We start from the raw sequence: 22,167 nt of genomic DNA, 5'->3' as shown, positions 1-22,167 counted from the left end.
TACTACCGTTAAGGACTTTAATGCCTGGCGCCAGCGGGTATTTCGACCGCGCGACGGTTGAGGAAATCACCCGCTGCATGAACTCGTTTCTGTACCATCTCGCACGAAATTATTGACGCCTTTTATTTTGTATCAGACGGTACTTAAATCAACCAACCGGAGGCCGTCATGGACCTGTACTTCTCGCCCCTCGCCTGCTCGCTCGCCTCGCGCATCACCGTCTATGAGGCGGGCGCGGAGAGCGCCGTCGCCCTCCAGCGGGTCGACACCAAGACCCAGACGACCGCCGACGGCGCCGATTACCGCGCCATAAATCCCAAGGGGATGGTTCCGGCGCTGCGGACCCCCAGCGGGGACGTTCTCACCGAGAACGCCGCCATCCTGCCCTTCATCGCCGACCAGTTTCCGGGCGCGAACCTCGCCCCGGCCGGCGGCATCGAGCGCTCGCGCCTCGCCCAGTGGCTCAGCTTCATCGGTTCGGAGCTGCACAAGACGGTGTTCACGCCCCTGCTGAGCCCCAAGGCCAATGACGGCGCCAAGACCTATGCGCGGGAGGCCGCGCCCGGCCGCCTGGCCTATCTCGACGCCCACCTGACGGGCCGCGACTACCTGCTGGACCGCTTCAGCGTCGCCGACGCCTACCTGACCGCCGTCCTCAACTGGGCCCCGTTCGTCGGCATCGACCTGGCGACCTGGCCCAATGTCGCCGCCTACTACGCCCGAGTCACCGCAAGGCCCCACGTGGCCCGCGCGATGCGGGAGGAGATGGGGCTCTTCCAGGCGGCGTAGGCTTTCCACTACGTCATCCCGGCCGCAGCGAAGCGGAGAGCCGGGATGCGAAGCACGGCGCGAAGCAGCCACCCAGGGGCCACGCTCCCCGCCCCTGGGTCCCGGCTCGGCCTGCCGGCCGTCCGGGATGACGGCAAGTGTTCTTGACCCAACCCTCACCCACGCGGGACAAGCGATGTACGCAATTCCGTAGATCGCCCGGAGAGACCCCGCTGACCGCTCCCATCCGCATCGCCATCGCCGGCGCCCTGGGCCGCATGGGACAGGCGATCGCCGCCGTGGTGGAGGGCCGCGACGATGTCGTCCTGGCCGCCCGCTTCGACCGGCCGGACGTCACGGCCGAGGGCCTGGTCAGCCGCGATGAGGCCCTGGCCGCCTGTGACGTGGTGATCGATTTCACCACGCCCGCCGCCTCCGTGGCCCTGGCCCAACACTGCGCCCAGCGCGGCGGCCCTGCCCTGGTGATCGGGGCGACGGGCATCTCCGATGAGGACGGCGCCCTTATCGACGCCTGCGCAGCCGTGATCCCCATCGTGCGGGCACGCAACTTCTCCCTGGGGGTCAACATGCTGATGAGCCTGGTGACCCAGGCCGCCAAGGCTCTGGCGGCCAGCGACTATGACATCGAGGTCTTCGAGGCTCACCACAGGCGCAAGGTGGACAGTCCGTCGGGCACCGCCCTGATGCTCGGAGAGGCTGCCGCGGCGGGCCGGGGCGTGAACCTGAACGACGTGGCCGACCGGGGCCGCGACGGGATCAACGGCCCCCGCACCCCCGGCGACATCGGCTTTTCCGTCCTGCGCGGCGGCGACATCATTGGCGAGCACTCGGTGATCTTCGCCGCCGAAGACGAAATCCTGACGCTGAGCCATTCGGCCCGCGACCGCGGCCTGTTCGCCCGCGGCGCCGTCCAGGCCGCGATCTGGGTGGGCGGTCAACCGGCCGGCGCCTATGACATGCAGGACGTCCTCAAGGGTTGAGGCGATAATTTTCTTACCGTTTGAGAGACAGACCCATGGCCGGAGACATGCTCAACCAGGACGCCACGAGCCAGCTCGCCGCCCTGCAGAGCAAGCGCATCTCCTCCGAGGAGTTGCTGAAGCTGGCGCTCGGCCGCCATGAAAAGCTGCACAAGCGCCTCAACGCCGTGGTCAACGCTGACCTCGCCCACGCCCTCGAGCGCGCGCGCTCCATCGATGACACCCGGGTGAAGGACGGCGCCCTTGGCCCCCTGGCCGGCCTCCCCATGACCCTGAAAGACACCCTGGACGTCCAGGGCATGCCGGCGTCGGCGGGCCTGGACCGCTTTCGCCATCGGATCTGCGAGGACGCTGACGCGGTCTCCGGGGCGCGGCGGGCCGGGGCGGTGATCTGGGGCAAGACCAATGTGCCGGTCATGGCCGGGGACTGGCAGAGCTACAACGACCTCTACGGCGCCACCAGCAACCCCTGGGACCTCGAGCGCACCAGCGGCGGCTCGTCGGGCGGAGCCGCCGCGGCCCTCGCCGCCGGCATCACCCCCCTGGAGATCGGCTCCGACATCGGCGGCTCGCTGCGGGTACCGGCCAGCTTCTGCGGCGTCTTCTCCCACAAGCCCACCTGGGGCCTGGTCTCGCAGATCGGCCACGTCCCGCCCCATCCGGGCGCCCACGCCGAGCGCGACCTCAACGTCATCGGCCCGATGGCCCGCTCGGTCCGCGACCTGCGCCTACTGCTGTCCCTGATCGCAAACGGCCCGGTGGCCGCCCGAGCCCCGGCGGCCGATCTCACCAAGACCCGGATCGGGGTCTGGATCGAGGCGGACGACTTCCCCCTGGACGGTGAAGTCCGCACCGTTCTGGAGGCCTTCGTCACCCAGCTCGCCGAGGCCGGGGCCGAGATCGAGATCATCTCCAGCCCGGTCCCCACCGACCAGCTGATGGGCGCCTACCAGGTGCTGTTGGGCTCGATCATCGGGTCGGACATGCCCGAGGCCCAGCGCAAGCAGATGGCCGCCATGCGCGGCGTCTCCAAGCTGGCCGTCACCCTGGGCGCCGACGAGCGCTCGGCCCTGGCCCAGGTGCGGGCCTATACCGCCACCCACGCCGAGTGGCTGGATGCCGACGAGGTCCGCTGCCGCCTGCGCAACGGGCTCAAGACCGTGTTCTCCAAGTACGACGTGATCTTGGCCCCGGTCAGTCCGGTGGCCGCTTTCCCGCACAATCACAAGCCCTTCAACGGCCGCAGGCTGTCGCTCTCGGACGGCCGGACCATACCCTATGGCGCCATGTTGAACTGGATCGGCCTGGCGACCGCCTGCTACCTGCCGGTCACCACCGTCCCCGCCGGCCACACGCCTTCGGGCCTTCCGGTCGGCGCCCAGCTGATCGGCCCCCAGGGCGGCGACGCCAAGACCCTGGCCGTGGCGCAAGCCATCGACGAGAACATCCGCGGCTTTGTGGCGCCGGCGATGGATTTCTAAGTCGCGCCCGTCGACCCGAATCCGCCCGTCCCGCGCGCCGTCTCGTCGAGGTCGCTGACCTCGGCCACGGAAGCCTGAATCACCGGCGCGATGACCATCTGGGCGATGCGGTCGCCGCGGCGAACAGTGAAATCTTCTGCGCCGAGGTTGATCAGGATGACCTTCACCTCGCCGCGATAGTCGGAGTCCACGGTGCCGGGCGTGTTCAGGCAGGTGACGCCCGACTTCAACGCCAGGCCCGAGCGCGGCCGCACCTGGCCCTCGAAGCCACGGGGGATCGCCATGGCCAATCCGGTCGGCACGGCGTGGCGGTCGCCGGGGCGGATCACCAGCGGTTCGTCCTTCGGCACCGCCGCCCGCAGGTCCATGCCGGCGGAGTCTACGGTCTCATAGGCCGGCAGGGGCAGTTCCAAATTATGCGCCAGGCGCTTGATGGGCAGGTTCAAGACAGCTCCTCGGCCATGCGCGCCGCCAGCTTGCGGGCGACGTCGGACTTCGCGGTCCGCTCCCATCGCTCGATTCCCTGGGGCGTGACGATGGAAACCGCATTGTCGTCGCCCCCCATGGTGCCGGCGATGCTGACGTCATTGGCGACGATCCAGTCGCAGCCCTTTTTCGCCAGCTTGGCCTGGGCGTAGGCCTCGACATTGTCAGTCTCAGCGGCGAAGCCCACCACCAGCCTGGGACGGGGGAAGCCGTTGGACAGCGTCGCCAGGATGTCGGGGTTCTCCACCAGCTTCAGGGCGGGGGGACCGTCCGCGCCCTTCTTCATCTTGGAGCCGGCCTCGACCTCAGGGCGCCAGTCGGAGACCGCCGCCACGCAGACGGCGATATCGGCGGGCAGAGCCGCTTCGCAGGCGGCCAGCATCTCGCGAGCGGTCTCAACATCCACGCGCCGAACGCCCAGGGGGGTGGGCACGGCCACGGGCCCGGCCACCAGGGTGACGTCGCATCCGAGTTCGGCCAGGGCGGCGGCGATGGCGAAGCCCTGCTTGCCGCTCGAGCGGTTGGTGAGCACTCGGACCGGATCGATGGGCTCGGCGGTGGGGCCGGCCGTGACGATGGCGCGCTTGCCGGCCAGGGGCTTGGCGGCGGGGCCCTCCAGGGCCTTCATGATAGCGGCGAAGATCTCCGGCGGCTCGGCCAGGCGGCCCGGCCCGAACTCGCCGCAGGCCATGGCCCCCTCGTCGGGACCGACAAAGGCGACGCCATCGGCGGCCAGGGTCGCCCGGTTCCGCTGGGTGGCGGGGTGGTTCCACATACGCACGTTCATGGCCGGGGCCATCAGCACCCGCTTGTCGGTGGCAAGCAGGGTGGTGGAGGCCAGGTCGTTCGCCAGGCCGCCCGCCGCCTTGGCCATCAGGTCGGCGGTGGCCGGCGCCACCACCACCAGGTCGGCGGAGCGGGAGAGCTGGATGTGACCCATCTCCGACTCGTCATCCAACGAGAAGAGCTCGGAATAGACGCGGTCTTCACACAGGGCCGACAGGCTCAGCGGGGTGATGAACTGGGCGCCGGCGGCCGTGAGGATCGGCCGCACCGCGACGCCTGCCTTGCGCAGCAGCCGCACCAGTTCCAGGGACTTGTAGGCCGCGATCCCGCCGCCCACGATCAGGAGAATTCGCTTTTCCGACAAGGCTTCGCGCCCCCCAGGTGATGGTCCCCGGTCATAGGCCAAACAGACCGACTGGACAAACCCGCGAAGTTGTTCTTAATTTGTTCCAGCTTCACTTGGCCGTGCAGGGAGAGAACACGATGGCTGGGTTCAAACTTTGGGTCTGCGCGGGCGCCGCGCTGGTTTTGCTGGCCGCCTGCGAGCGCCCCTCGGCGGTGGCGAGCAAGGCCTCCGAATCCTCGACGCCGGCGGCCTCCGCCTCTGACAATGGGCGCGAAGCGAGCACGAACGTCCGCGCCGAGCGTCGCGACGAGGCCGTGCCCCAGGTGGACGGCAAGCCCATGTGGTCCGCCAGCCGCCAGGGCACCGCCCAGGAGAACGCCGCCAAGAGCTTCGAGCGCAACGGCGAGGACTTCGGCGCTAGAGACCTCGACGCCTTCGTGAAGAAGGCCCACGCCTTCGTCGACCATCCGCCAGCCGGAACCCAAACCGTGAAGCGGTCGAACGGGGACACCCTGTTCTACGACCCCAAGGGCAATGTCTTCGCCGTGGCCAACAAGGACGGCGCCCCGCGCACCATGTTCAAGCCCGACGAGGGCGCCGCCTATTGGGATGAACAGAAGGCCCGCGAGGCCCGGCGCGAGACCGCCCGCTCCGATCGGCGCAACAGCGACGATGGATAGGCGCATCATCCGCACCCGCGACCTGGACTGGTCGTCCCGGCCATCTGGCCGCCATCCGTTCAATCCGGCCTCGGAAATGAAGCTGGTTCCGCTGGGGGACCAGACCGGCATGAAGCGGGTGCTCACCAACCTCATCCGCCTGCCGCCGGGCAAGGAGAGCTTCATCGCCCACAGCCACGCCTTGGAGGAGGAGTTCATCTTTGTCCTGGAGGGCGAGGGCGAGGTGACCCTCGACGGGGTGGCCCACGCGGTGGGCCCCGGCGACTTCGTGGGCTTCCCCACCGATGGGGTGGTGCACGGCTTCCGCAATACGGGGCTTGGCGACCTGCTCTACCTGACGGCGGGGGAACGGGCGCGGGTGGAGGTGGCCGAGATGCCCAGCATCGGCAAGACCGCGCTCTTCCGCCCCGGACGCATCAGCATGTTCGGAGAGGGCGGCGTCGAGGAGCTGACTCCCGCGGAATGGGAAGCTAGATCCCGGCTGCCCTAGAGCATTTTCCGATAAGTGTGAAACGGTTATCGGATCGAAAAATGCTCTAACTTTTTGAATTAGAGCCCTTTTTACTGACTGCTTAATCAGATCGGAAAGGGCTCTAGCGGAGCCAGACCGCCAGCAGGAAGACCGCCGCCGCGGTCACCGCGCCAAAGGCGAACCAGCGGGCCGGGTGGGTCTCCTCGACCTCCACCACCGCCACGGCGGGCTGCGGCGGGTTTTCCAGCAGGCGCGCGAGGTTGCGCAGGGCCGATAGCCCCTCCTCGGCTAACCGCTTGGCCTTGGCCGCCGGCGACAGCTCCCGCAGCATCCAGCGCCGCACGACGGGATCGGCGGCGGCCCAGATGTCATGCTCGGGGCAGATCCGGCGCGCCACCCCCTCTACGGTCATCATGGTCTTCTGCAGCAGCACCAGCTCGGGGCGCAGCTTCATGTCGAACAGCGCGGTGATCTCAAAGAGCTGGATCAGCACCCGGCTCATGGAGATCTCGTTGGCCGGGCGGCCGAACACCTGCTCGCCCACCGCCCGCAGGGCCTGGGCGAAGGCCGCGGGGCTGTGGCCGGCCGGGACATAGCCCGCCTCGAAATGGACCTGGGCCACCCGGTCGTAGTCCTTCTCCAGGAAGCCCCAGAGGATCTCGGCCAGGTAGCGCCGTTCCGGCGCCCCCAGCCTTCCGATGATCCCGAAGTCGACGGCGGTGACCTTGTCCGGCGCGGCGACGAACAGGTTCCCCTCGTGCAGGTCGGCGTGAAACACCCCGTGGTCCAGGGCCTGGGCCAGGAAGGCGCGGATCAGGTTGTCGGCCAGGGCCTGCCGATCGAGGCCGGGCAGGGTCAGGGCCGCCTCGTCGGAAAGCGCTACGCCCGGCGCCCATTCCTGGGTGAGGACGCGCTTGCCGACCCCCTCCCAGACGATCCTCGGGGTCGACATGTAGCCGTCGCGGGCCATGACGCCCGCGAGCTCGTCGGCCCCGGCGGCCTCGAGGCGCAGATCCAGCTCCAGCTCGGTGGCGCGGACGACGGTGGCGGCCAGGGCCCGGGGCTCCAGCCGCCGGGCGGCCGAGCTCCAGCGCTCCACCAGCCGGCCGGCGAGCGCCATGACCTCAGCATCCTGGGCGACGCGCAGGGCGATGCCGGGACGCAGCACCTTCACGGCGACCTTGCGGCCATCCAGCAGGGTGGCCGGATGGGCCTGGGCCAGGGAGGCGGCGGCCACCGGCGGTTCGAAGCTGGCATAGAGGCTGTCGAGCCGCCGCCCCAGGGTCAGCTCCACCTCGCGGCGGGCCTGGTCGGTGGGGAAGGGATCGAGCTTGTCCTTCAGCCGGGCGAGGTCGAGGGCGAAGGTCTCGCCGAAGATGTCGGCCCTCGTGGAGAGAAGTTGACCCAGTTTGATGGCCACCGGGCCCAGCCGTTCCAGGGATCTGGCGAGCCGTTCGCCCGGGCGGCCGACACGGGAGGACGGTCCGGCGGCGATGCGCGACAGATTTGCGAGGAATTTCAAGCCCGGCGGATAGAGGGCGTCCAGTTCACGTGGCAGCAAGGCGTCGTTGCGCGCGAGCAGGAGACCGGCCGACATTAGCCGACAAGTGGCCGTCAGGGTTCCCACCGATCAGACAGCCCAACCGTGGTGCAGGGCCGCGACCCCGCCGGTGAAGTTGGTGTAGCCGGCCCGGCTGAAGCCCGCCCTGGTGATGAGGTCCACGAAGCTCTTCTGGTCGGGGAAGCGGCGGATGCTCTCCACGAGGTACTGGTAGGAAGCGCGGTCCTTCGCGACCAGCTCGCCAATGGCCGGGATCACCTTGAAAGAGTAGGCGTCGTAGGCGCGGCGCAAAGCCTCGGTGGCCGGCTGCGAGAACTCCAGGCACAGGAACCGGCCGCCGGGCTTCAGCACCCGTCGCGCCTCGGCCAGGGCCTTTGAGATGTCGGTGACATTGCGGATGCCGAACGAGATGACATAGGCGTTGGCGCTGGCGTCGCGCAGCGGCAGGCGCTGGGCGTCGCCGACGCTCCAGGTGATCTCTGGCTCTCCGCCCCGTTCGCGGCCGGCGGCGATCATCTCGGCGTTGTAGTCGATGATGTGGATGGCCGCGTCATCCCCGCCCCGGCGCAGCTGGGCGGCCCGCGCCATCTTGGCGAAGCGCCGGGCCATGTCGCCGGTGCCCCCGGCGCAGTCGATGATCACCTCGCCCGGCTGCGGGTTCAGGCGCGCGGCGGTGGCGTCCTTCCAGAGCCGGTGCACGCCGGCGCTCATCAGGTCGTTCATCAGGTCGTAGCGGCCGGCGACCTTGTCGAAGACCCCGCGCACCAGGCGCGGCTTCTCGGCGGGGTCCACGTCGCGGAAACCGAAGGTGGCGGCAGGTCCTGTCATGGTCCTGGGTCTTAGACCGCAAGCCCGGCCCGCGCCAGCCTCGCGGCCACCGCCTTGAGCGCGCGCCCGACCCATGCCACTTCACGGTCATGCCTGAACTTCCCGAGGTCGAGACCGTCCGCCGCGGACTGGCGCCCGTGCTGGAGGGCCAGAGGCTCTCCCGCGTGGAGGCCCGCCGCGCCGACCTGCGCTTCCCCTTCCCCGAGGGCTTCGTCCAGCGCCTGACCGGGGCGACGATCCAGCGCCTGGAGCGACGGGCGAAATATCTGATGGGGGAGCTGGATCGCGGCGAGACCCTGGTGATGCACTTAGGGATGAGCGGCCGCTTCGAGATCGCCCGGCCCGAGGGGACGATCCGCCCCGGCGAGTTCGTCTACGCCCAGGACCCCGACCCCAAGCACGCCCACGTGGTGTTCGACACCGAGGCTGGTGGCCGGGTGACCTATTACGACCCCCGCCGCTTCGGCTACATGGCGCTCATTGAGACCGCCAAGCTGGAGGAGCACCCCTGGTTCGCGGGTCTCGGCCCCGAACCGCTGTCGCCCGCCTTCAACGCCCAGGGACTGAAGGCCGCCTTCGCCGGCCGCAAGCAGGGCCCCAAGACCCTGCTGCTGGACCAGCGCGTGGTGGCGGGCCTGGGCAATATATATGTGTGCGAGGCGCTGAACCGGGCGCGGATCTCGCCCTTCAAGCCCGCAGGCGCGATCGCGGCGAAGAAACTGCCGGCCCTGGTCACCATCATCGGCGAGGTCCTGGAGGAGGCGATCGAGGCTGGCGGCTCCACCCTGCGGGACTATGCCTCGGCCGACGGGGCCCTGGGCTATTTCCAGCACCGCTTCCGCGCCTATGGCCGCGAGGGCCAGCCCTGCCTGAATGACGGCTGCACCGGCGTCATCGCGCGCCAGGTCCAGGCGGGGCGGTCGACCTTCTTCTGCCCCGTTTGCCAGAAATAGCGCGCTTTTCCCGTCATCCCGGACGCCGCTAGGCGATCCGGGACCCAGGGGCGGTGCGCGCCGCCCCTGGGTCCCGGCTCTCCGCTGCGCTTCGGCCGGGATGACGTGATGGGTGGCGCCGGCTCCTCCTCCCCCCTAGATTCCCCACATGTTCAAGCTTGGCCTGCTCGCCCTGACGGCGTTCCTGTTCGCCGGCCCCGCCCTGGCCAAGCCGCCGGTCTGGGTGGTGCGCGACGCCGATTCCGAGGTTCTGATCTTCGGCTCAGTGCACGTCCTGCCGCCGGGCCTGGACTGGCGCCCCGCCAGGCTGGACCAGGCGCTCACCCAGGCCGAGGACCTGTGGTTTGAGCTGCCCATGGGCCAGGCCACCGAGACCGAGATCGCCGGACTGGCGGCGTCCAAGGGGGTCCTGCCCAACAACCAGACCCTCAGCGCCCTGCTCTCGCCGGCCGGCGCCCAGGCCCTGGTCAGGGCCAGCCAGAAGTACGGCCTCGCCCCCGGCTTCCTGGACCGGCTGGAGCCCTGGTTCGCCGAGGTGGCCCTGGCCGGGGCTGAGTTCCGCGCCGCTGGCGCCAGTACGGACTCCGGCGTGGAGAAGTCGGTGAACGCCACCGCGCCGGCGAGCGCCCAGCGGATGGCCTTCGAGACCGCCGCCCAGCAGATCGCCCTGTTCGACGAGGCGCCGGTTCCGGCCCAGCTGGCCTCCCTGGAGGACAGCCTGGCGCAGATGGACCGCGATCCGGACGCCTATGACCGGCTGGTGGCCGCCTGGATGGCCGCCGACACCGCCGCCCTGGAGAAGGACGCCCTGGCCCCGCTGAAGACGGCCTCGCCGGTGCTCTATGCGCGTCTGGTAAGTGACCGGAACGCCGCCTGGACCCAGGTCCTGGACCAGAGGCTGAAGGGCAAGGGCCGCACGGTGGTGGTGGTGGGCGTCGGCCACCTGCTGACCGCCGATGGCGTCCCGGCCCGGCTGCGGGCGCTTGGCTATTTCGTCGAGGGGCCGTAATCGGGTCTCCACCCTTATGAGGAGCCGGCCATGGCCTATGAAACCCTGATCGTCGAGACCACGGACGCGGTCACCCTGATCCGGCTGAACCGGCCCGAGGCGCTGAATGCGCTCAACAGCCAGCTCCTGTCGGAGTTGACCGCCGCCCTGGACGCCGCCGAGGCCGACGACGGCGTCCGCTGCCTGGTGCTCACCGGCTCGGACCGCGCTTTCGCCGCCGGCGCCGACATCAAGGAGATGGCCGACAAGACCTACGCCCAGATGTTCGCGGCTGACTTCTTCGGCGCCTTCGCGCGGCGCATGGAGCAGTTCCGCAAGCCGGTCATCGCCGCCGTCGGCGGCTATGCCCTGGGCGGCGGTTGCGAACTGGCCATGCTGTGCGACTTCATCATCGCCGCCGAGACCGCCAAGTTCGGCCAGCCCGAGATCAACCTCGGCGTCGCGCCCGGCATCGGCGGCACCCAGCGCCTGACCCGCTTCGTCGGCAAGTCCAAGGCCATGGACATGATCCTGACCGCCCGGATGATGGACGCCGCCGAGGCCGAGCGCTCGGGCCTGGTGTCCCGCGTCGTGGCCCCCGACAAGCTGATCGAGGAGGCCATGGCGGCCGCCGCCAAGATCGCCGGCCAGTCGCCCCTGGCGGTGATGATGAACAAGGAACTGGTGGAGGCGGCCTATGAGACCACGCTCTCCACCGGTGTGGCCCTGGAGCGGCGCCTGTTCCACTCGCTCTTCGCCTTCGACGACCAGAAGGAGGGCATGGCCGCCTTCGTCGAAAAGCGGAAGCCCACCTTCAAAGGGTCGTAGGCCCACCTTGTTCGTGGGGTTCGTGTGGTTCGTGGACCCTTTGAGGGGCCTGCAGGGCCGCACCGTCATGAGATTTGGAACCACGAACCACACGAACGGCACGAACGGGTCTGGTTCTGGAGGCTCGGTGATGACTCTGGGTCCCGGCCTGCGCCGGGATGAGCGGTGTTGAGATGCGGCTGATCGCCTTCGGAGAGAGCTTCGTGGTCGGGGCGGGGGATCCCGACCATCTGGGTTGGGTGGGGCGGGCGATCGCCGGCCGCCGCGAGATCAGCCTCTATAATATGGGCATCCGGCGCGAGGCCTCCGACCAGCTCCTGGCGCGCTGGGAGGCCGAGGCGCGGCTGCGGCTGGTGGACTATGAACCCATGCGGATTGTCTTCTCCTTCGGATGTAACGACAGCCATCTGGTGGACGGGGCCCCCAGGGTGGCTGTCGCCCAGACCCTGAAGAACGCGCGCGCCATGCTGACTGCGGCACGCGCCCTGGCGCCGGTGCTGATGGTCGGGCCGCCCCCGGTGGTCGATCCTGGGGTCTGCGCCCGCGCCGAGGCCCTCAACGCCGCCCTGCTGGCCCTGTGCGCCCGGCTGCAGGTCCCCTTCATCGACGTCTTCCAGCCCCTGATGGCCGGCGGCCTGTGGCAGGCCGAGGCCGCAGCCTGGGACGGCGCCCATCCGGGCGCGGCCGGCTATCAGCAGATGGCCGACCTGGTGGGCGCGCACCCGGCCTGGCGGCGATTCACGCAAGCTGCGGAATAGCGTCCGAGCCGCATTGACCCGCAAGGAACCTTCCCGTATATCCGCGCCTCCAATTTACCCGCCCGAGCGCAGGTTCGGGCGCGAGCCGTTTTGAGAGCTGAAGCATGGCCAATACGCCTGGCGCCAAGAAGGCCGTTCGCAAGATCGAACGCCGCACCGAAGTCAACAAGGCCCGCCGCTCGCGCGTGCGGACCTATCTGCGCAAGTTTGAAGAGGCCCTGACCTCGGGCGACGCGGCCGCCGCCAAGGCCGCCTTCGTCGAGGCCCAGTCGGAGCTGATGCGCGCCGTCACCAAGGGTGTCGTGCACAAGAACACCGGTTCGCGGAAAGTGTCCCGCCTGGCCGCTCAGCTCAAGAAGATGGCCGCTGCCTAAGGTCGCGGCGCCGGGCATATAGCCCGGCAGCTATCTAGCTGAAATAATTCACTATTCTAACACACCCGCTGGTCGAAAGACCGGCGGGTGTTTTCGTGCGGTGCAGCATTTCGCTCACGCCCCTGCGACGAATGTTCTCAGTTAACGGAAGGTCGAAATCGAGATTCCCTTGCCGCGCGAGGGGTCGATTTGAGTCAACGAAAATATCGACTTGAGCTGCGAAGAATCTGCGTTGACCCCCCCGGCTCCCTGACTAGTGTTCAGGTCTTAAGCGCGTTCTTCCATCCCATCTCGGATGAAAATCAGCGGCGGGAGGAGTCTACCTTCTCGCCGGCTAAGAACTTGTGTTTGTTGAACAAAGATCCGGTAAGGCGCGGGGCCTCAGACCGGGCGGGCAGGTGATGGTTGGTGATGACGATGACGACCGGGGGCATTGCGGGCGAGATGGCCGAGGCGACGGCTGGCGCCGTCTGGACGAAGACTTGCGTGGCGCTGAAGCGCGAGCTGGGTGAAGCCACCTTTGGCTCCTGGCTCGGCCAGGCCGCCCTGCGCGAGCGCGGTGAGGATGTGTGCCTGGTGGCCGCCACCGGCGTGGCGCGGGACTGGATTCGCCGCCATGCCTGGCGCCGTATCGGCGAACTGTGGGCGCAGAACGATCCGATGGGCCGCGCCCTGGACCTGAAGTCCCGCATGGAATTCGACCAGGCCGCTCCGGCCTCGCCCATGGTCACGGTTGCGTCCCCCGTGGCGGCTGTCGCCGTCGCGCGTGCGGAAACCGGTGTCACCGGCAATGTCATCGAAATCGAGGTCGACCTGACCGCCCCCCGGGCGGCGCGTCAGCAGGGCCTGCAGGAGCGCTTCTCCTTCGACACCTTCGTCGCCGGCCCCGCCAACGAGTTCGCCTTCGCGGTCGCTCGCCGGGTCGCCTCCTGGGCCGACGGCCACTTCAATCCCGTGCTCTTCCACGGCCCCTACGGCTTCGGGAAGACCCACCTGCTGAACGCCATGGCCTGGGAGGCCATGCGGACGGCTCCGGGCAAGCGCGTGGTCTATCTGACCGCCGAGCGCTTCACCTCCACCTTCGTCAAGGCCGTGCAGGACCGCCAGACCGCGGCCTTCAAGGAGGAGCTGCGCAACGCCGACCTGCTGCTGATCGACGACGTGCAGTTCGTGGCCGGCAAGACCTCCACCCAGGAGGAGCTGTTCCACACCCTGATGGCGCTCATCGAGGACGGCCGCCGGGTGGTGATGACCGCCGACCGTTCGCCGGCCGAGCTGTCGGAAATGGAGCCGCGCCTGCGCAGCCATCTGCAGGCCGGCCTGGTCTGCGGTATCGAGCCCGCCGACCGCACCCTGCGTCTGGGCATACTGGAACGGAAGCTGGCCACCCTGGCCGGCCAGGGCCGCTTTGTCCCCTCGGCCAAGGCCGAGGTGCTGGAATTCCTCGCCGACCGCTTCACCGACAGCGTGCGCGAGCTGGAGGGGGCCTTGAACACCCTGGTGGCCCGGGTGGGCGGCGAGGTCGCCCGCCTGTCCCTCGACGAGGCCCAGGCCATCCTGCGCCCCAACCTCTCCTGCACCGAGAAACGGGTGACGGTGGACCAGATCCAGAAGGCCGTGGCCGAGCACTACGGCCTCAAGCAGGCCGACATGATCTCCGAGCGCCGCGCCCGCGCTGTGGCCCGCCCGCGCCAGGCGGCCATGTGGATCGCCAAGCAGATCACCACCCGCTCCCTGCCCGACATCGGACGGCGGTTCGGTGGCCGCGACCACACCACCGTCCTGCACGCCGTGCGCCGCATCGAGGCCCTGAAGGCGGACGATCCCGTGTTGGCGCGCGATCTCGACACCCTGCTGCGCAAGCTGCGAAGCTAGGCTTCCGTCTTCAAGTTCGAGACTGAAACGAAGGCCCGCCACCCCAAGCGGGCCTTTCGCTTTGCAGGTCCTCCCCCAGGCGCGTCGCGCCGATGTGGGGGAGGTGGATCGTGGCGCAGCCACGAGCCGGAGGGGGATCGACGTAGTCGACGCCTACCGCCCGCAAACAAGAGTCAAAGTCCCCCTCAGGCGCTTTCGCGCCAGCTCCCCCAGAAGGGGAGCATCTTCATCAAACAAAAAGGGCGGCCGCATCGCTGCGGCCGCCCCTTCGATGTCTCAGAGACTTAGGCGCTTACGCGTCTTCGCCCTGCTTGGCCGAGAGGTCTTCGCCGGTTTCCTGGTCGACGACCTTCATGGACAGACGGGTCTTGCCGCGATCGTCGAAGCCCAGGAGCTTGACCTTCACGGTCTGGCCCTCGGTCAGGACGTCGGAGACCTTGGCGACGCGGTCGCTGGAGATCTGGCTGACGTGCACCAGGCCGTCCTTGGCGCCGAAGAAGTTCACGAAGGCGCCGAAGTCGACGATCTTCACGACCTTGCCGGTGTAGATGGCGTTCAGCTCGGGCTCGGAGGCGATGGAGCGGATCCATTCCTTGGCGGCGTCGATCTTGGACTGGTCGGAGGCCGACACCTTGATGGTGCCGTCGTCCTCGATGTCCACCTTGGCGCCGGTCTTTTCCACGATTTCGCGGATGACCTTGCCGCCCGACCCGATGACTTCACGGATCTTGTCGACCGGGACCTTCATGGTCTCGATCTTCGGGGCGAACTCGCCGAGTTCCTGACGCGGGGCTTCCATGGCCTTGGCCATCTCGGCGAGGATGTGCTTGCGGCCACCCTTCGCCTGTTCCAGCGCCTGCTTCATGATCGCCTCGGTGATGCCGGCGATCTTGATGTCCATCTGCAGGGAGGTGATGCCGTCCTCGGTGCCGGCGACCTTGAAGTCCATGTCGCCCAGGTGGTCTTCGTCACCCAGGATGTCCGACAGGACCGCGAAGCCGTCCGATTCCAGGATCAGGCCCATGGCGATGCCGGAGACCGGCTTCTTCAGGGGCACACCCGCATCCATCAGGGCCAGCGAGGAGCCGCAGACCGAGGCCATCGAGGACGAGCCGTTGGACTCGGTGATCTCGGAGACCAGGCGGATGGTGTAGGGGAAGTCTTCCTGCTTGGGCAGCATCGGCCGGATGGCGCGCCAGGCGAGCTTGCCGTGGCCGACTTCGCGGCGTCCGGGAGCGCCCATGCGGCCAGTTTCACCCACCGAGAAGGGGGGGAAATTGTAGTGCAGCATGAACTTCTCGTAGTACTTGCCTTCCAGGGCGTCGATCAGCTGCTCGTCGTCGCCGGTGCCCAGGGTAGCCACGACCAGGGCCTGGGTTTCACCACGGGTGAACAGGGCCGAACCGTGGGCGCGGGGCAGGACGCCCACTTCCGAGACGATCTGGCGGACCTTGTCGACGGTGCGGCCGTCGATGCGGATGCCGGTGTCGAGGATGTTGCGACGCACGACGTCGGCTTCGAGTTCCTTGAACACGCCGCCGAGCTTGTCGGGGCCCATGCCGGCGGGGTTGGTGTCGGACTTGCCGAACTTTTCCGTCGCCTTGGCCTTGGCCTTGCCGACCGCGTCCTGGCGTTCGCCCTTGGCCACGATCTTGTAGGCGGCTGCCAGGTCCTTGCCGATCAGCTTCTTCACTTCGGCCTTGATGGCGTCGGTGTCGTCGGGGGTGAAGTCGAAGGGCTCCTTGGCGGAGTGCTCGGCCAGTTCGATGATCGCGTCGATCACCGGCTGGATGCCGGCGTGGGCGAACATGACGCCCTTCAGCACTTCGTCTTCGCTGAGCTCCTGGATCTCGGACTCAACCATCATGACGGCTTCGTTGGTCGAGGCGACCACGAGGTCCATCGCCGATTCCTTCATCTCGTCGAGAGTCGGGTTCAGGATGTATTCGCCGTTGACGTAGCCCACGCGGGCCGCGCCGATCGGACCCATGAAGGGCGCGCCGGAGATCACCAGGGCGGCCGAGGCGGCCACCAGGGCGACGACGTCGGGATCGTTTTCCAGGTCGTGGGCCAGCACGGTGCAGACCACCTGGACTTCATTCTTGAAGCCCTTGACGAACAGCGGGCGGATCGGACGGTCGATCAGGCGGCTGGTGAGGGTTTCCTTTTGGCTGGGCGCGCCCTCGCGGCGGGGGAAGGAGCCGGGGATCTTGCCCGCGGCGTAGAACTTCTCCTGGTAGTTCACGGTCAGCGGGAAGAAGTCCTGACCCGGCTTGGCGCTCTTGGCGTAGACCGCGGTGGCCAACACCATGGTCTCACCGTAGGTGGCGAGAACGGCGCCGTCGGCCTGGCGGGCCATGCGGCCGGTTTCCAGGGTCAGCGTCTTGCCGCCCCACTCGATGGTCTTGCGTTTGATATCGAACATTTTGCTTCTTTCTCATCCCGCGGGCGCATTCCCGGCGGGGGCGGACAGGGCGGGGGGTTCCCGAGATCCTCTCCAGTCAAACAGGCGGGGGTGAGGATCACTGTGGAACCCTCGGCGTGTTTGGGCGCCCACCGAAAGGGGCGGCCCGGACCGCTTTTGATCCTCCGGCCTGTCGCGGAGGAAGCGGGAAATCATGGAGCCTGATACGCAAAGCCCCCGCTTTCGCGGGGGCTGGACTTGGTGTCCTAGCGGCGCAGACCCAGCTTCTCGATGATGGCCTGATAGCGACCGGTGTCGGTGCTCTTCAGGTGGTCGAGAAGTCGGCGGCGCTGGGAAACCATCTTCAGAAGGCCCCGGCGCGAGTGGTTGTCTTTCTTGTGAGCCTTGAAGTGCTCGGTCAGGTTCGCGATCCGCTCCGTGAGGATCGAGACCTGCACTTCAGCGCCACCCGTGTCCGCTTCGGAGCGGCCGTGGGTCTTGATAAGCTCGGCCTTACGTTCAATCGTAATCGACATCGGTTAGTCTCCGCTCTTGGTCAGATGAAAGACTCGCGATGGCTCGAGCTTGCCTGCGCGCATCTCGCAGAGCGCCACCATCATCCCCTCCGACAGCACTGAAACGGTTCGAGAACCCAGGGTGAGCTGGGCTTTCAGGGCTTCAACCTGTCGGGGAACGAGAACGATGGGCCGTCCCTGCTTAAGTCTGAAAGCGTCTTCGGCGGTCACGGCCAGCTCCGGGATGTCGTCCAGGGCGGTCTCGACCGGAAGCAATGCGTCCAGATGGCCGGGCTTATGCCCCAAATCCTCAAGCAATTCCAGTGTTATCGCCCGGTCTTCGGAGAAGGCCCCGACCCGGGTGCGGCGGAGCGCGCTGACATGGGCGCAGGCCCCCAGCATTTCCGCCAGATCCCGCACGATGGCGCGCACATAGGTGCCCTTGCCGCAGCTGACCTCGATCTCGACATGGTCGGGATCAGGGGCCTCCACCACGCGGGCGGAATGGATGGTGACGATGCGGGCCGCAAGCTCCACCTCATGGCCGGCGCGGGCCAGGTCATAGGCCCGCTCGCCGTCCACCTTGATGGCCGAGAAGATCGGCGGGACCTGGGAGATCTCGCCCACGAAGGCCGGAAGCTTCTCTTCCACCTGCGCCACGGTAGGCCGCACGTCGGAGGTGGCCGTGGTCACGCCCTCGCGGTCAAAGCTGGCGGTGGTGCGGCCCCACTCGATGATGAAGCGGTAGGTCTTGTCGGCGTCCATCAGGAAGGGGACGGTCTTGGTGGCTTCCCCCAGAGCGATGGGCAGGATGCCGGTGGCCAGGGGGTCCAGGGTGCCGGCGTGGCCCGCCTTCTGGGCGTTGAACAGCCTGCGCACACGGCCGACCGCGCTGGTGGAGGTCAGGTCATAGGGCTTGTCGAGGCAGATCCAGCCCGAGACCGGATCGCCCTTCTTGCGTCGCGCCATGTTGGAAAATCAGTCCTGGTCGGAGGGGTCGGCGGCGAGGTCCTGGGCGACCTTGGGATCATCAAACAGCGCGTTGATACGGCTGGCCTCGTTGAAGGTCTCGTCGTGGACGAACTTCAGGTCGGGCGTGAACTTCATCTCGATGGCGCGGCCCAGGCAGCCACGCAGGAACTTGGCGTGGCGGTTCAGCGCGTCCACCACCACCGAGTACTTCTGGCCCCCCAGGGGCTCGACGAAGCAGACGGCGTGGCGCAGGTCCGGGCTCATCCGCACCTGGGTGACCGTGATGGGCACGCCGGCCAGGTCCGGGTCCTGGATCTCGTGCTCGCGCATCACCTCCACCAGGGCATGTCGGGTGAGTTCGCCGGCGCGCAGTTGGCGCTGGCTCGGGCCGGCGGGCTTTCCGGGACGTTTCATGGCTCTACCTTCTAGGGCCTGGCCCACGGATCGGACGTGGGGCTCAGGGAAGCCGGCGCTTCTAGTGGTCCCGCGGGCTCAAGTCCACCCCTAGGCCCCGGTCCGGTCCTTGAAGAAGGCGATCACCCGCTGTTCGGCGGCCTTGGTGGGGCCGTCCTCCTTCAGGTGCAGGGTCAGAACCGAGTGGGGCGCCATCTGGGCCGGGGCGGCGTCCTCGTCCGACAGCTCGATGGCCTCGAAGCGGTCGCCGAACTCCCGGCGCAAGGTCTCGAACCGCGCGTCGGGGACGAAGGCGTCGCTGGTGAAGCGCAGGCCGATCATCGACAGATCCTCATCCTCGAACCGCTGCCGGGCGCAGGCGATCTCCTTGGTCGAGACGCCGATCCCCGCCCCGCGCCTGGGGTTCTTGCCGGCCAGCGGCAGGGACGGCTGGGACAGGACCGGCGCCACCACGGCGGGCTCGGTCATCATGGCCAGGGCGAAGTTGCCGGTGAAGCACATGCCCACCGCGCCCACCCCCTTGCCGCCGCAGTCGGCGTGGGCCTTGCGGGCCAGGGCCCGCAGCCAGTCGACGATGGGGCTCGACTTGTCGGTGGCCCAGACATTGAACTCCCGGCGGATGCAGATGCCGCCCAGCATGGTCAAGACGCCCAGGGGGTGGGAGGCCGGCCGGCCCGGCTGACCAAACAGATGGGGGCAGTAGACGGTCATGCCGGCCGCCGCCACCCGGTCGGCGAACTTGATCACCAGCGGGTGCAGGCCGGGCATCTCATGGATGATGATGACCGCGGGCCCCGAGCCACGCTTGTAGACGTCGCGCTTGCGATGACCGTCGTCGAACTCGAACTTCTCGTAGTCGCTCAGCGCGGCCTCGTAGCCCATGGCGTTCCCCCACCCTTTGGCGGGAGCCTAACCCGCTAGAACTTGATGCGCAGGCTGGAAATCTCGCCCTCGAAGCCCGACAGCTTCCAGACGCCATTGTCCTGGCGGAAGATCAGCACACAGGGGCCGCCCTTGGCCTTGGTGGCGCACACCCGGCCGTCGTCCATGGTCTTGAGCGATCCGGCGATGGCGACCCGGCTGGGGAGCGGCTGGCCGGGCTTGTAGCCGTAGGACTCCGCCACCTTGTGGAACACCTGGGGCTGGACCAGGGCGTCGCCGGCGATGTCGGCCAGGGCCGGGGCCAGCATGGCGCCCAGGGCCTGCCAGCCCTTGTCGACCTTGGGGCTGCGGGCCTCGGCGCTCAGGCGGGCGGAGATTTCCTGCTTGAGCGCCTCGCGGTCGACATGGGCGTCGAAGGCCGCCTGGTCCTCGTCGCGAATGGAGACCAGCAGGGCGTGAACGTCGCCGGCGGCGTCCAGGCGCTGAGCCGTGGCGCAGGCCGAAAGTCCCATCGCCAGGGCGATCACCAGAAAGAAGCGCATCGTCGTCTCCGCTTGGGCCCACTGACGGGTGGGCGGAAAATGGGGTGTCTTGATGGCCTTGGCGAGGGGCTATTGGCCGGCCTGCGCGAACTTCCGCGCCGCGAGCGGGGCGCCGGACATCAAAAGAGCCTCCCCGTTTCCGGGAAGGCTCTGATGAATCTCAGGCCTGGGCCAGGCGCCGCTAGAGGCTGCGCTTGACCTCTTCGAGGCTGAAGCACTCGATGGTGTCGCCTTCCTTGATGTCCTGGAAGCCCTGGAAGAACATCCCGCACTCCTGGCCGGCGTTGACCTCGTTGACCTCGTCCTTGAAGCGCTTGAGCGTCTGCAGGGTGCCGAGTTCGAGGACCACGATGTCGGCCCGGATGATGCGGACGCGGGCGCCCTTGCGGACCGTGCCCTCGGTGACGCGGCAACCGGCGACGCGTCCGACCTTGGTGATGTCGAAGACCTGGAGGACTTCGGCGTTGCCGAGGAAGGTTTCGCGCTGTTCCGGCGCCAGCATGCCCGAAAGCACGCCCTTGATGTCGTCGATCAGGTCGTAGATCACCGAATAGTAGCGGATCTCCACGCCCTCACGCTCGGCGAGCTGGCGGGCCTGGCTGGAGGCGCGGACGTTAAAGCCGAGGATGGGCGAGTTCGCCCCCTTGGCCAGCATGACGTCGCTCTCGCTGATGGCGCCGGCGCCCGACAGGATGATCCGCGCGCGGACCTCGTCGGTGCCGAGCTTGTCCAGCGAGGACACGATGGCCTCGGCGGACCCTTGCACGTCGGCCTTGATGATGACCGGCAGCTCGGAGATCTTCTTGTCCTGCAGCTTGGCCATGAAGTCGGCCATGGTGACGCCGCCGGCGACCGGCGAACCGGCCTTTTCACGCTTCACGCGGGTACGATAGGCGGTCAGCTCGCGGGCGCGGGCCTCGTTCTCCACCACCGCGAAGGGTTCGCCCGGCGAGGGCGTGCCGTCGAGGCCGAGGATTTCCACCGGCACCGAGGGGCCGGCTTCATCAAGCTGCTCGTCGCGTTCGTTGAAGAGGGCGCGAACCCGGCCGAAGCTGGAGCCTGCCACGACGATGTCGCCGCGCTTCAGGGTGCCGCGCTTGACCAGCACGGTGGAGACCGCGCCGCGACCCCGGTCGAGCTTGGCCTCGATGACCGTGCCGTCGGCGGTGCGGTCGGGATTGGCCTTCAGGTCCATGACCTCGGCCTGCAGCAGGATGCCCTCGATCAGGTCGTCGAGGCCGAGCTTCTGGGTCGCCGAGACCTGGATGGCCTGGGTATCGCCGCCCAGGCTTTCCACGACGATCTCGTGCTGCAGAAGCTCGTTGATCACCCGTTGCGGGTCGGCGCCGGGCTTGTCGATCTTGTTGATGGCCACGATGATCGGCGCGCCGGACGCCCGGGCGTGATGGATGGCCTCGATGGTCTGGGGCATGACGCCGTCGTCGGCCGCCACCACCAGGATGACGATGTCGGTGACGTCGGCGCCGCGGGCCCGCATCGCCGAGAAGGCGGCGTGGCCGGGGGTGTCCAGGAAGGTGACCGCTTGGCCGCTTTCCAGGCGCACCTGATAGGCGCCGATATGCTGGGTGATGCCGCCGTGTTCGCCCTTGGCTACGTCGGCCGAGCGCAGGGCGTCGAGCAGGGAGGTCTTCCCGTGGTCGACGTGACCCATGACAGCCACCACCGGGGGTCGCGACACGAGATGATCGTCGAGATCCTCGTCGCCGATGAAGCCTTCTTCGACGTCGGCTTCGGACACGCGGCGAACGGTGTGGCCGAACTCGGTGGCCACCAGCTCGGCGGTGTCGTTGTCGATGACGTCGTTGATCTTCAGCATCACGCCCTGACGCATCAGGAACTTGATGATCTCCACGCCGCGGGTCGCCATGCGGTTGGCGAGTTCCGCCACGGTGATGACGTCGGGAATGATGACTTCGCGCGCGGCGCGGGCCGCTTCCTGGCCGCCGCCCTTGCGCTTCTCGCGTTCACGCTCACGGGCCCGGCGAACCGAGGCCAGGGAGCGCATGCGTTCGACGGCGCTCTCGTCATCCCCGGCCACGGCCTGGATGGTGAGACGGCCCTCGCGGCGCTGCTGGGCGCCCTTGACGCGGGAGATCGCCTTGGTGGGGGCCGCATTGGCCTTGCGGCGCGTATCCTCTTCATCGTCACGACGGGCGATGGTGTCGCCGCCGCCGGGCCGCGGGGCCTGGCGGGTGGCGCGCTGAACCTCAGGCGTGGCGGGCGGGGCGTTGG

General features: G+C 68.2%; 22 protein-coding genes. 11 read left to right on the top strand and 11 right to left on the bottom strand.

Annotated features, from left to right (window positions below; translation table 11 throughout):
* Positions 1-168 precede the first annotated feature (168 nt).
* The 3 genes from OCL97_RS06600 (at position 169) to OCL97_RS06590 (ending at position 3,250) form a co-directional block, all read left to right on the top strand.
* On the top strand, positions 169-789 hold the full coding sequence (locus tag OCL97_RS06600; RefSeq protein WP_377368715.1) for a glutathione binding-like protein: 621 nt from the start codon (positions 169-171) through the stop codon (positions 787-789).
* Between the two features lie 212 nt (positions 790-1,001).
* Complete coding sequence (gene dapB, locus OCL97_RS06595; protein WP_377368831.1) at positions 1,002-1,769, top strand: 4-hydroxy-tetrahydrodipicolinate reductase; 768 nt, start codon at positions 1,002-1,004, stop codon at positions 1,767-1,769.
* Positions 1,770-1,804: 35 nt separating this feature from the next.
* On the top strand, positions 1,805-3,250 hold the full coding sequence (locus OCL97_RS06590) for an amidase family protein (RefSeq protein ID WP_377368713.1): 1,446 nt from the start codon (positions 1,805-1,807) through the stop codon (positions 3,248-3,250).
* On the opposite strand, the gene dut is transcribed toward OCL97_RS06590, so the two are convergent.
* Entirely contained in the window at positions 3,247-3,762 is a 516-nt protein-coding gene (gene dut, locus OCL97_RS06585; RefSeq protein WP_377368711.1) for a dUTP diphosphatase, read from the bottom strand. The genes OCL97_RS06590 and dut overlap by 4 nt on opposite strands.
* On the bottom strand, positions 3,693-4,886 hold the full coding sequence (gene coaBC / locus OCL97_RS06580) for a bifunctional phosphopantothenoylcysteine decarboxylase/phosphopantothenate--cysteine ligase CoaBC (protein WP_377368709.1): 1,194 nt from the start codon (positions 4,884-4,886) through the stop codon (positions 3,693-3,695). Before coaBC ends, dut begins: the two co-directional genes overlap by 70 nt.
* A gap of 119 nt (positions 4,887-5,005) precedes the next feature.
* On the opposite strand from coaBC, the gene OCL97_RS06575 reads away from it, so the two are divergent.
* Positions 5,006-5,548: a hypothetical protein gene (locus OCL97_RS06575; protein ID WP_377368707.1), complete on the top strand. Its 543-nt coding sequence runs from the start codon at positions 5,006-5,008 to the stop codon at positions 5,546-5,548.
* Positions 5,541-6,038: a cupin domain-containing protein gene (locus tag OCL97_RS06570; RefSeq protein WP_377368705.1), complete on the top strand. Its 498-nt coding sequence runs from the start codon at positions 5,541-5,543 to the stop codon at positions 6,036-6,038. The genes OCL97_RS06575 and OCL97_RS06570 overlap by 8 nt, the downstream gene beginning before the upstream one ends.
* Before the next feature lie 103 nt (positions 6,039-6,141).
* Here OCL97_RS06570 and ubiB read toward each other — a convergent pair whose 3' ends face one another.
* Positions 6,142-7,647, bottom strand: coding sequence for a 2-polyprenylphenol 6-hydroxylase (ubiB, locus tag OCL97_RS06565; RefSeq protein WP_377368703.1), 1,506 nt, complete (start codon positions 7,645-7,647; stop codon positions 6,142-6,144).
* A gap of 3 nt (positions 7,648-7,650) precedes the next feature.
* Positions 7,651-8,409 carry a class I SAM-dependent methyltransferase gene (locus OCL97_RS06560; protein ID WP_377368701.1) on the bottom strand — a complete coding sequence of 253 codons (759 nt, stop codon included), beginning with the start codon at positions 8,407-8,409 and terminating at the stop codon, positions 7,651-7,653.
* An 89-nt stretch (positions 8,410-8,498) separates the two neighbouring features.
* On the opposite strand from OCL97_RS06560, the gene mutM reads away from it, so the two are divergent.
* From mutM to dnaA, 6 genes are all read left to right on the top strand, one after another.
* Positions 8,499-9,362: a bifunctional DNA-formamidopyrimidine glycosylase/DNA-(apurinic or apyrimidinic site) lyase gene (gene mutM / locus OCL97_RS06555; RefSeq protein WP_377368699.1), complete on the top strand. Its 864-nt coding sequence runs from the start codon at positions 8,499-8,501 to the stop codon at positions 9,360-9,362.
* A 148-nt stretch (positions 9,363-9,510) separates the two neighbouring features.
* Positions 9,511-10,371, top strand: coding sequence for a TraB/GumN family protein (locus tag OCL97_RS06550; protein WP_377368697.1), 861 nt, complete (start codon positions 9,511-9,513; stop codon positions 10,369-10,371).
* Between the two features lie 30 nt (positions 10,372-10,401).
* The gene (locus OCL97_RS06545) at positions 10,402-11,178 is read left to right on the top strand and encodes an enoyl-CoA hydratase (RefSeq protein WP_377368695.1); all 777 of its coding nucleotides are present in this window, start codon (positions 10,402-10,404) and stop codon (positions 11,176-11,178) included.
* 173 nt (positions 11,179-11,351) lie between these two features.
* Positions 11,352-11,936, top strand: coding sequence for a GDSL-type esterase/lipase family protein (locus OCL97_RS06540; protein ID WP_377368693.1), 585 nt, complete (start codon positions 11,352-11,354; stop codon positions 11,934-11,936).
* Positions 11,937-12,040: 104 nt separating this feature from the next.
* Positions 12,041-12,310 (top strand): 30S ribosomal protein S20, encoded by a 270-nt coding sequence (gene rpsT, locus OCL97_RS06535; RefSeq protein ID WP_293497186.1) that lies wholly within the window; start codon positions 12,041-12,043, stop codon positions 12,308-12,310.
* A gap of 411 nt (positions 12,311-12,721) precedes the next feature.
* A complete protein-coding gene (dnaA, locus tag OCL97_RS06530) occupies positions 12,722-14,185 on the top strand; it encodes a chromosomal replication initiator protein DnaA (protein WP_377368691.1) in 1,464 nt (487 codons plus the stop codon).
* Between the two features lie 292 nt (positions 14,186-14,477).
* Here the strand turns inward: dnaA and pnp are convergent, their stop codons facing one another.
* The 7 genes from pnp to infB all read right to left on the bottom strand — a co-directional run.
* Positions 14,478-16,610, bottom strand: coding sequence for a polyribonucleotide nucleotidyltransferase (pnp, locus tag OCL97_RS06525; protein ID WP_377368689.1), 2,133 nt, complete (start codon positions 16,608-16,610; stop codon positions 14,478-14,480).
* 245 nt (positions 16,611-16,855) lie between these two features.
* Entirely contained in the window at positions 16,856-17,125 is a 270-nt protein-coding gene (gene rpsO / locus OCL97_RS06520) for a 30S ribosomal protein S15 (RefSeq protein WP_304780294.1), read from the bottom strand.
* A 3-nt stretch (positions 17,126-17,128) separates the two neighbouring features.
* Positions 17,129-18,073 carry a tRNA pseudouridine(55) synthase TruB gene (gene truB, locus OCL97_RS06515; RefSeq protein ID WP_304780297.1) on the bottom strand — a complete coding sequence of 315 codons (945 nt, stop codon included), beginning with the start codon at positions 18,071-18,073 and terminating at the stop codon, positions 17,129-17,131.
* A gap of 9 nt (positions 18,074-18,082) precedes the next feature.
* Complete coding sequence (gene rbfA / locus OCL97_RS06510) at positions 18,083-18,490, bottom strand: 30S ribosome-binding factor RbfA (protein WP_377368686.1); 408 nt, start codon at positions 18,488-18,490, stop codon at positions 18,083-18,085.
* A 90-nt stretch (positions 18,491-18,580) separates the two neighbouring features.
* Positions 18,581-19,372 carry a dienelactone hydrolase family protein gene (locus OCL97_RS06505; RefSeq protein WP_377368684.1) on the bottom strand — a complete coding sequence of 264 codons (792 nt, stop codon included), beginning with the start codon at positions 19,370-19,372 and terminating at the stop codon, positions 18,581-18,583.
* 35 nt (positions 19,373-19,407) lie between these two features.
* The gene (locus OCL97_RS06500; RefSeq protein WP_377368682.1) at positions 19,408-19,914 is read right to left on the bottom strand and encodes a DUF2939 domain-containing protein; all 507 of its coding nucleotides are present in this window, start codon (positions 19,912-19,914) and stop codon (positions 19,408-19,410) included.
* Positions 19,915-20,095: 181 nt separating this feature from the next.
* Positions 20,096-22,167, bottom strand: a 2,072-nt coding sequence (gene infB / locus OCL97_RS06495) for a translation initiation factor IF-2 (RefSeq protein WP_377368680.1), incomplete at its 5' end; no start/stop codon positions are given.

Origin of the sequence: Phenylobacterium ferrooxidans (assembly GCF_042714595.1) — a bacterium.
GTDB classification, from domain to species: Bacteria; Pseudomonadota; Alphaproteobacteria; order Caulobacterales; family Caulobacteraceae; genus Phenylobacterium; species Phenylobacterium ferrooxidans.
The sequence above is the reverse complement of the archived record's forward strand: the minus strand, read 5'-3'. Positions and strand labels throughout refer to the sequence as shown.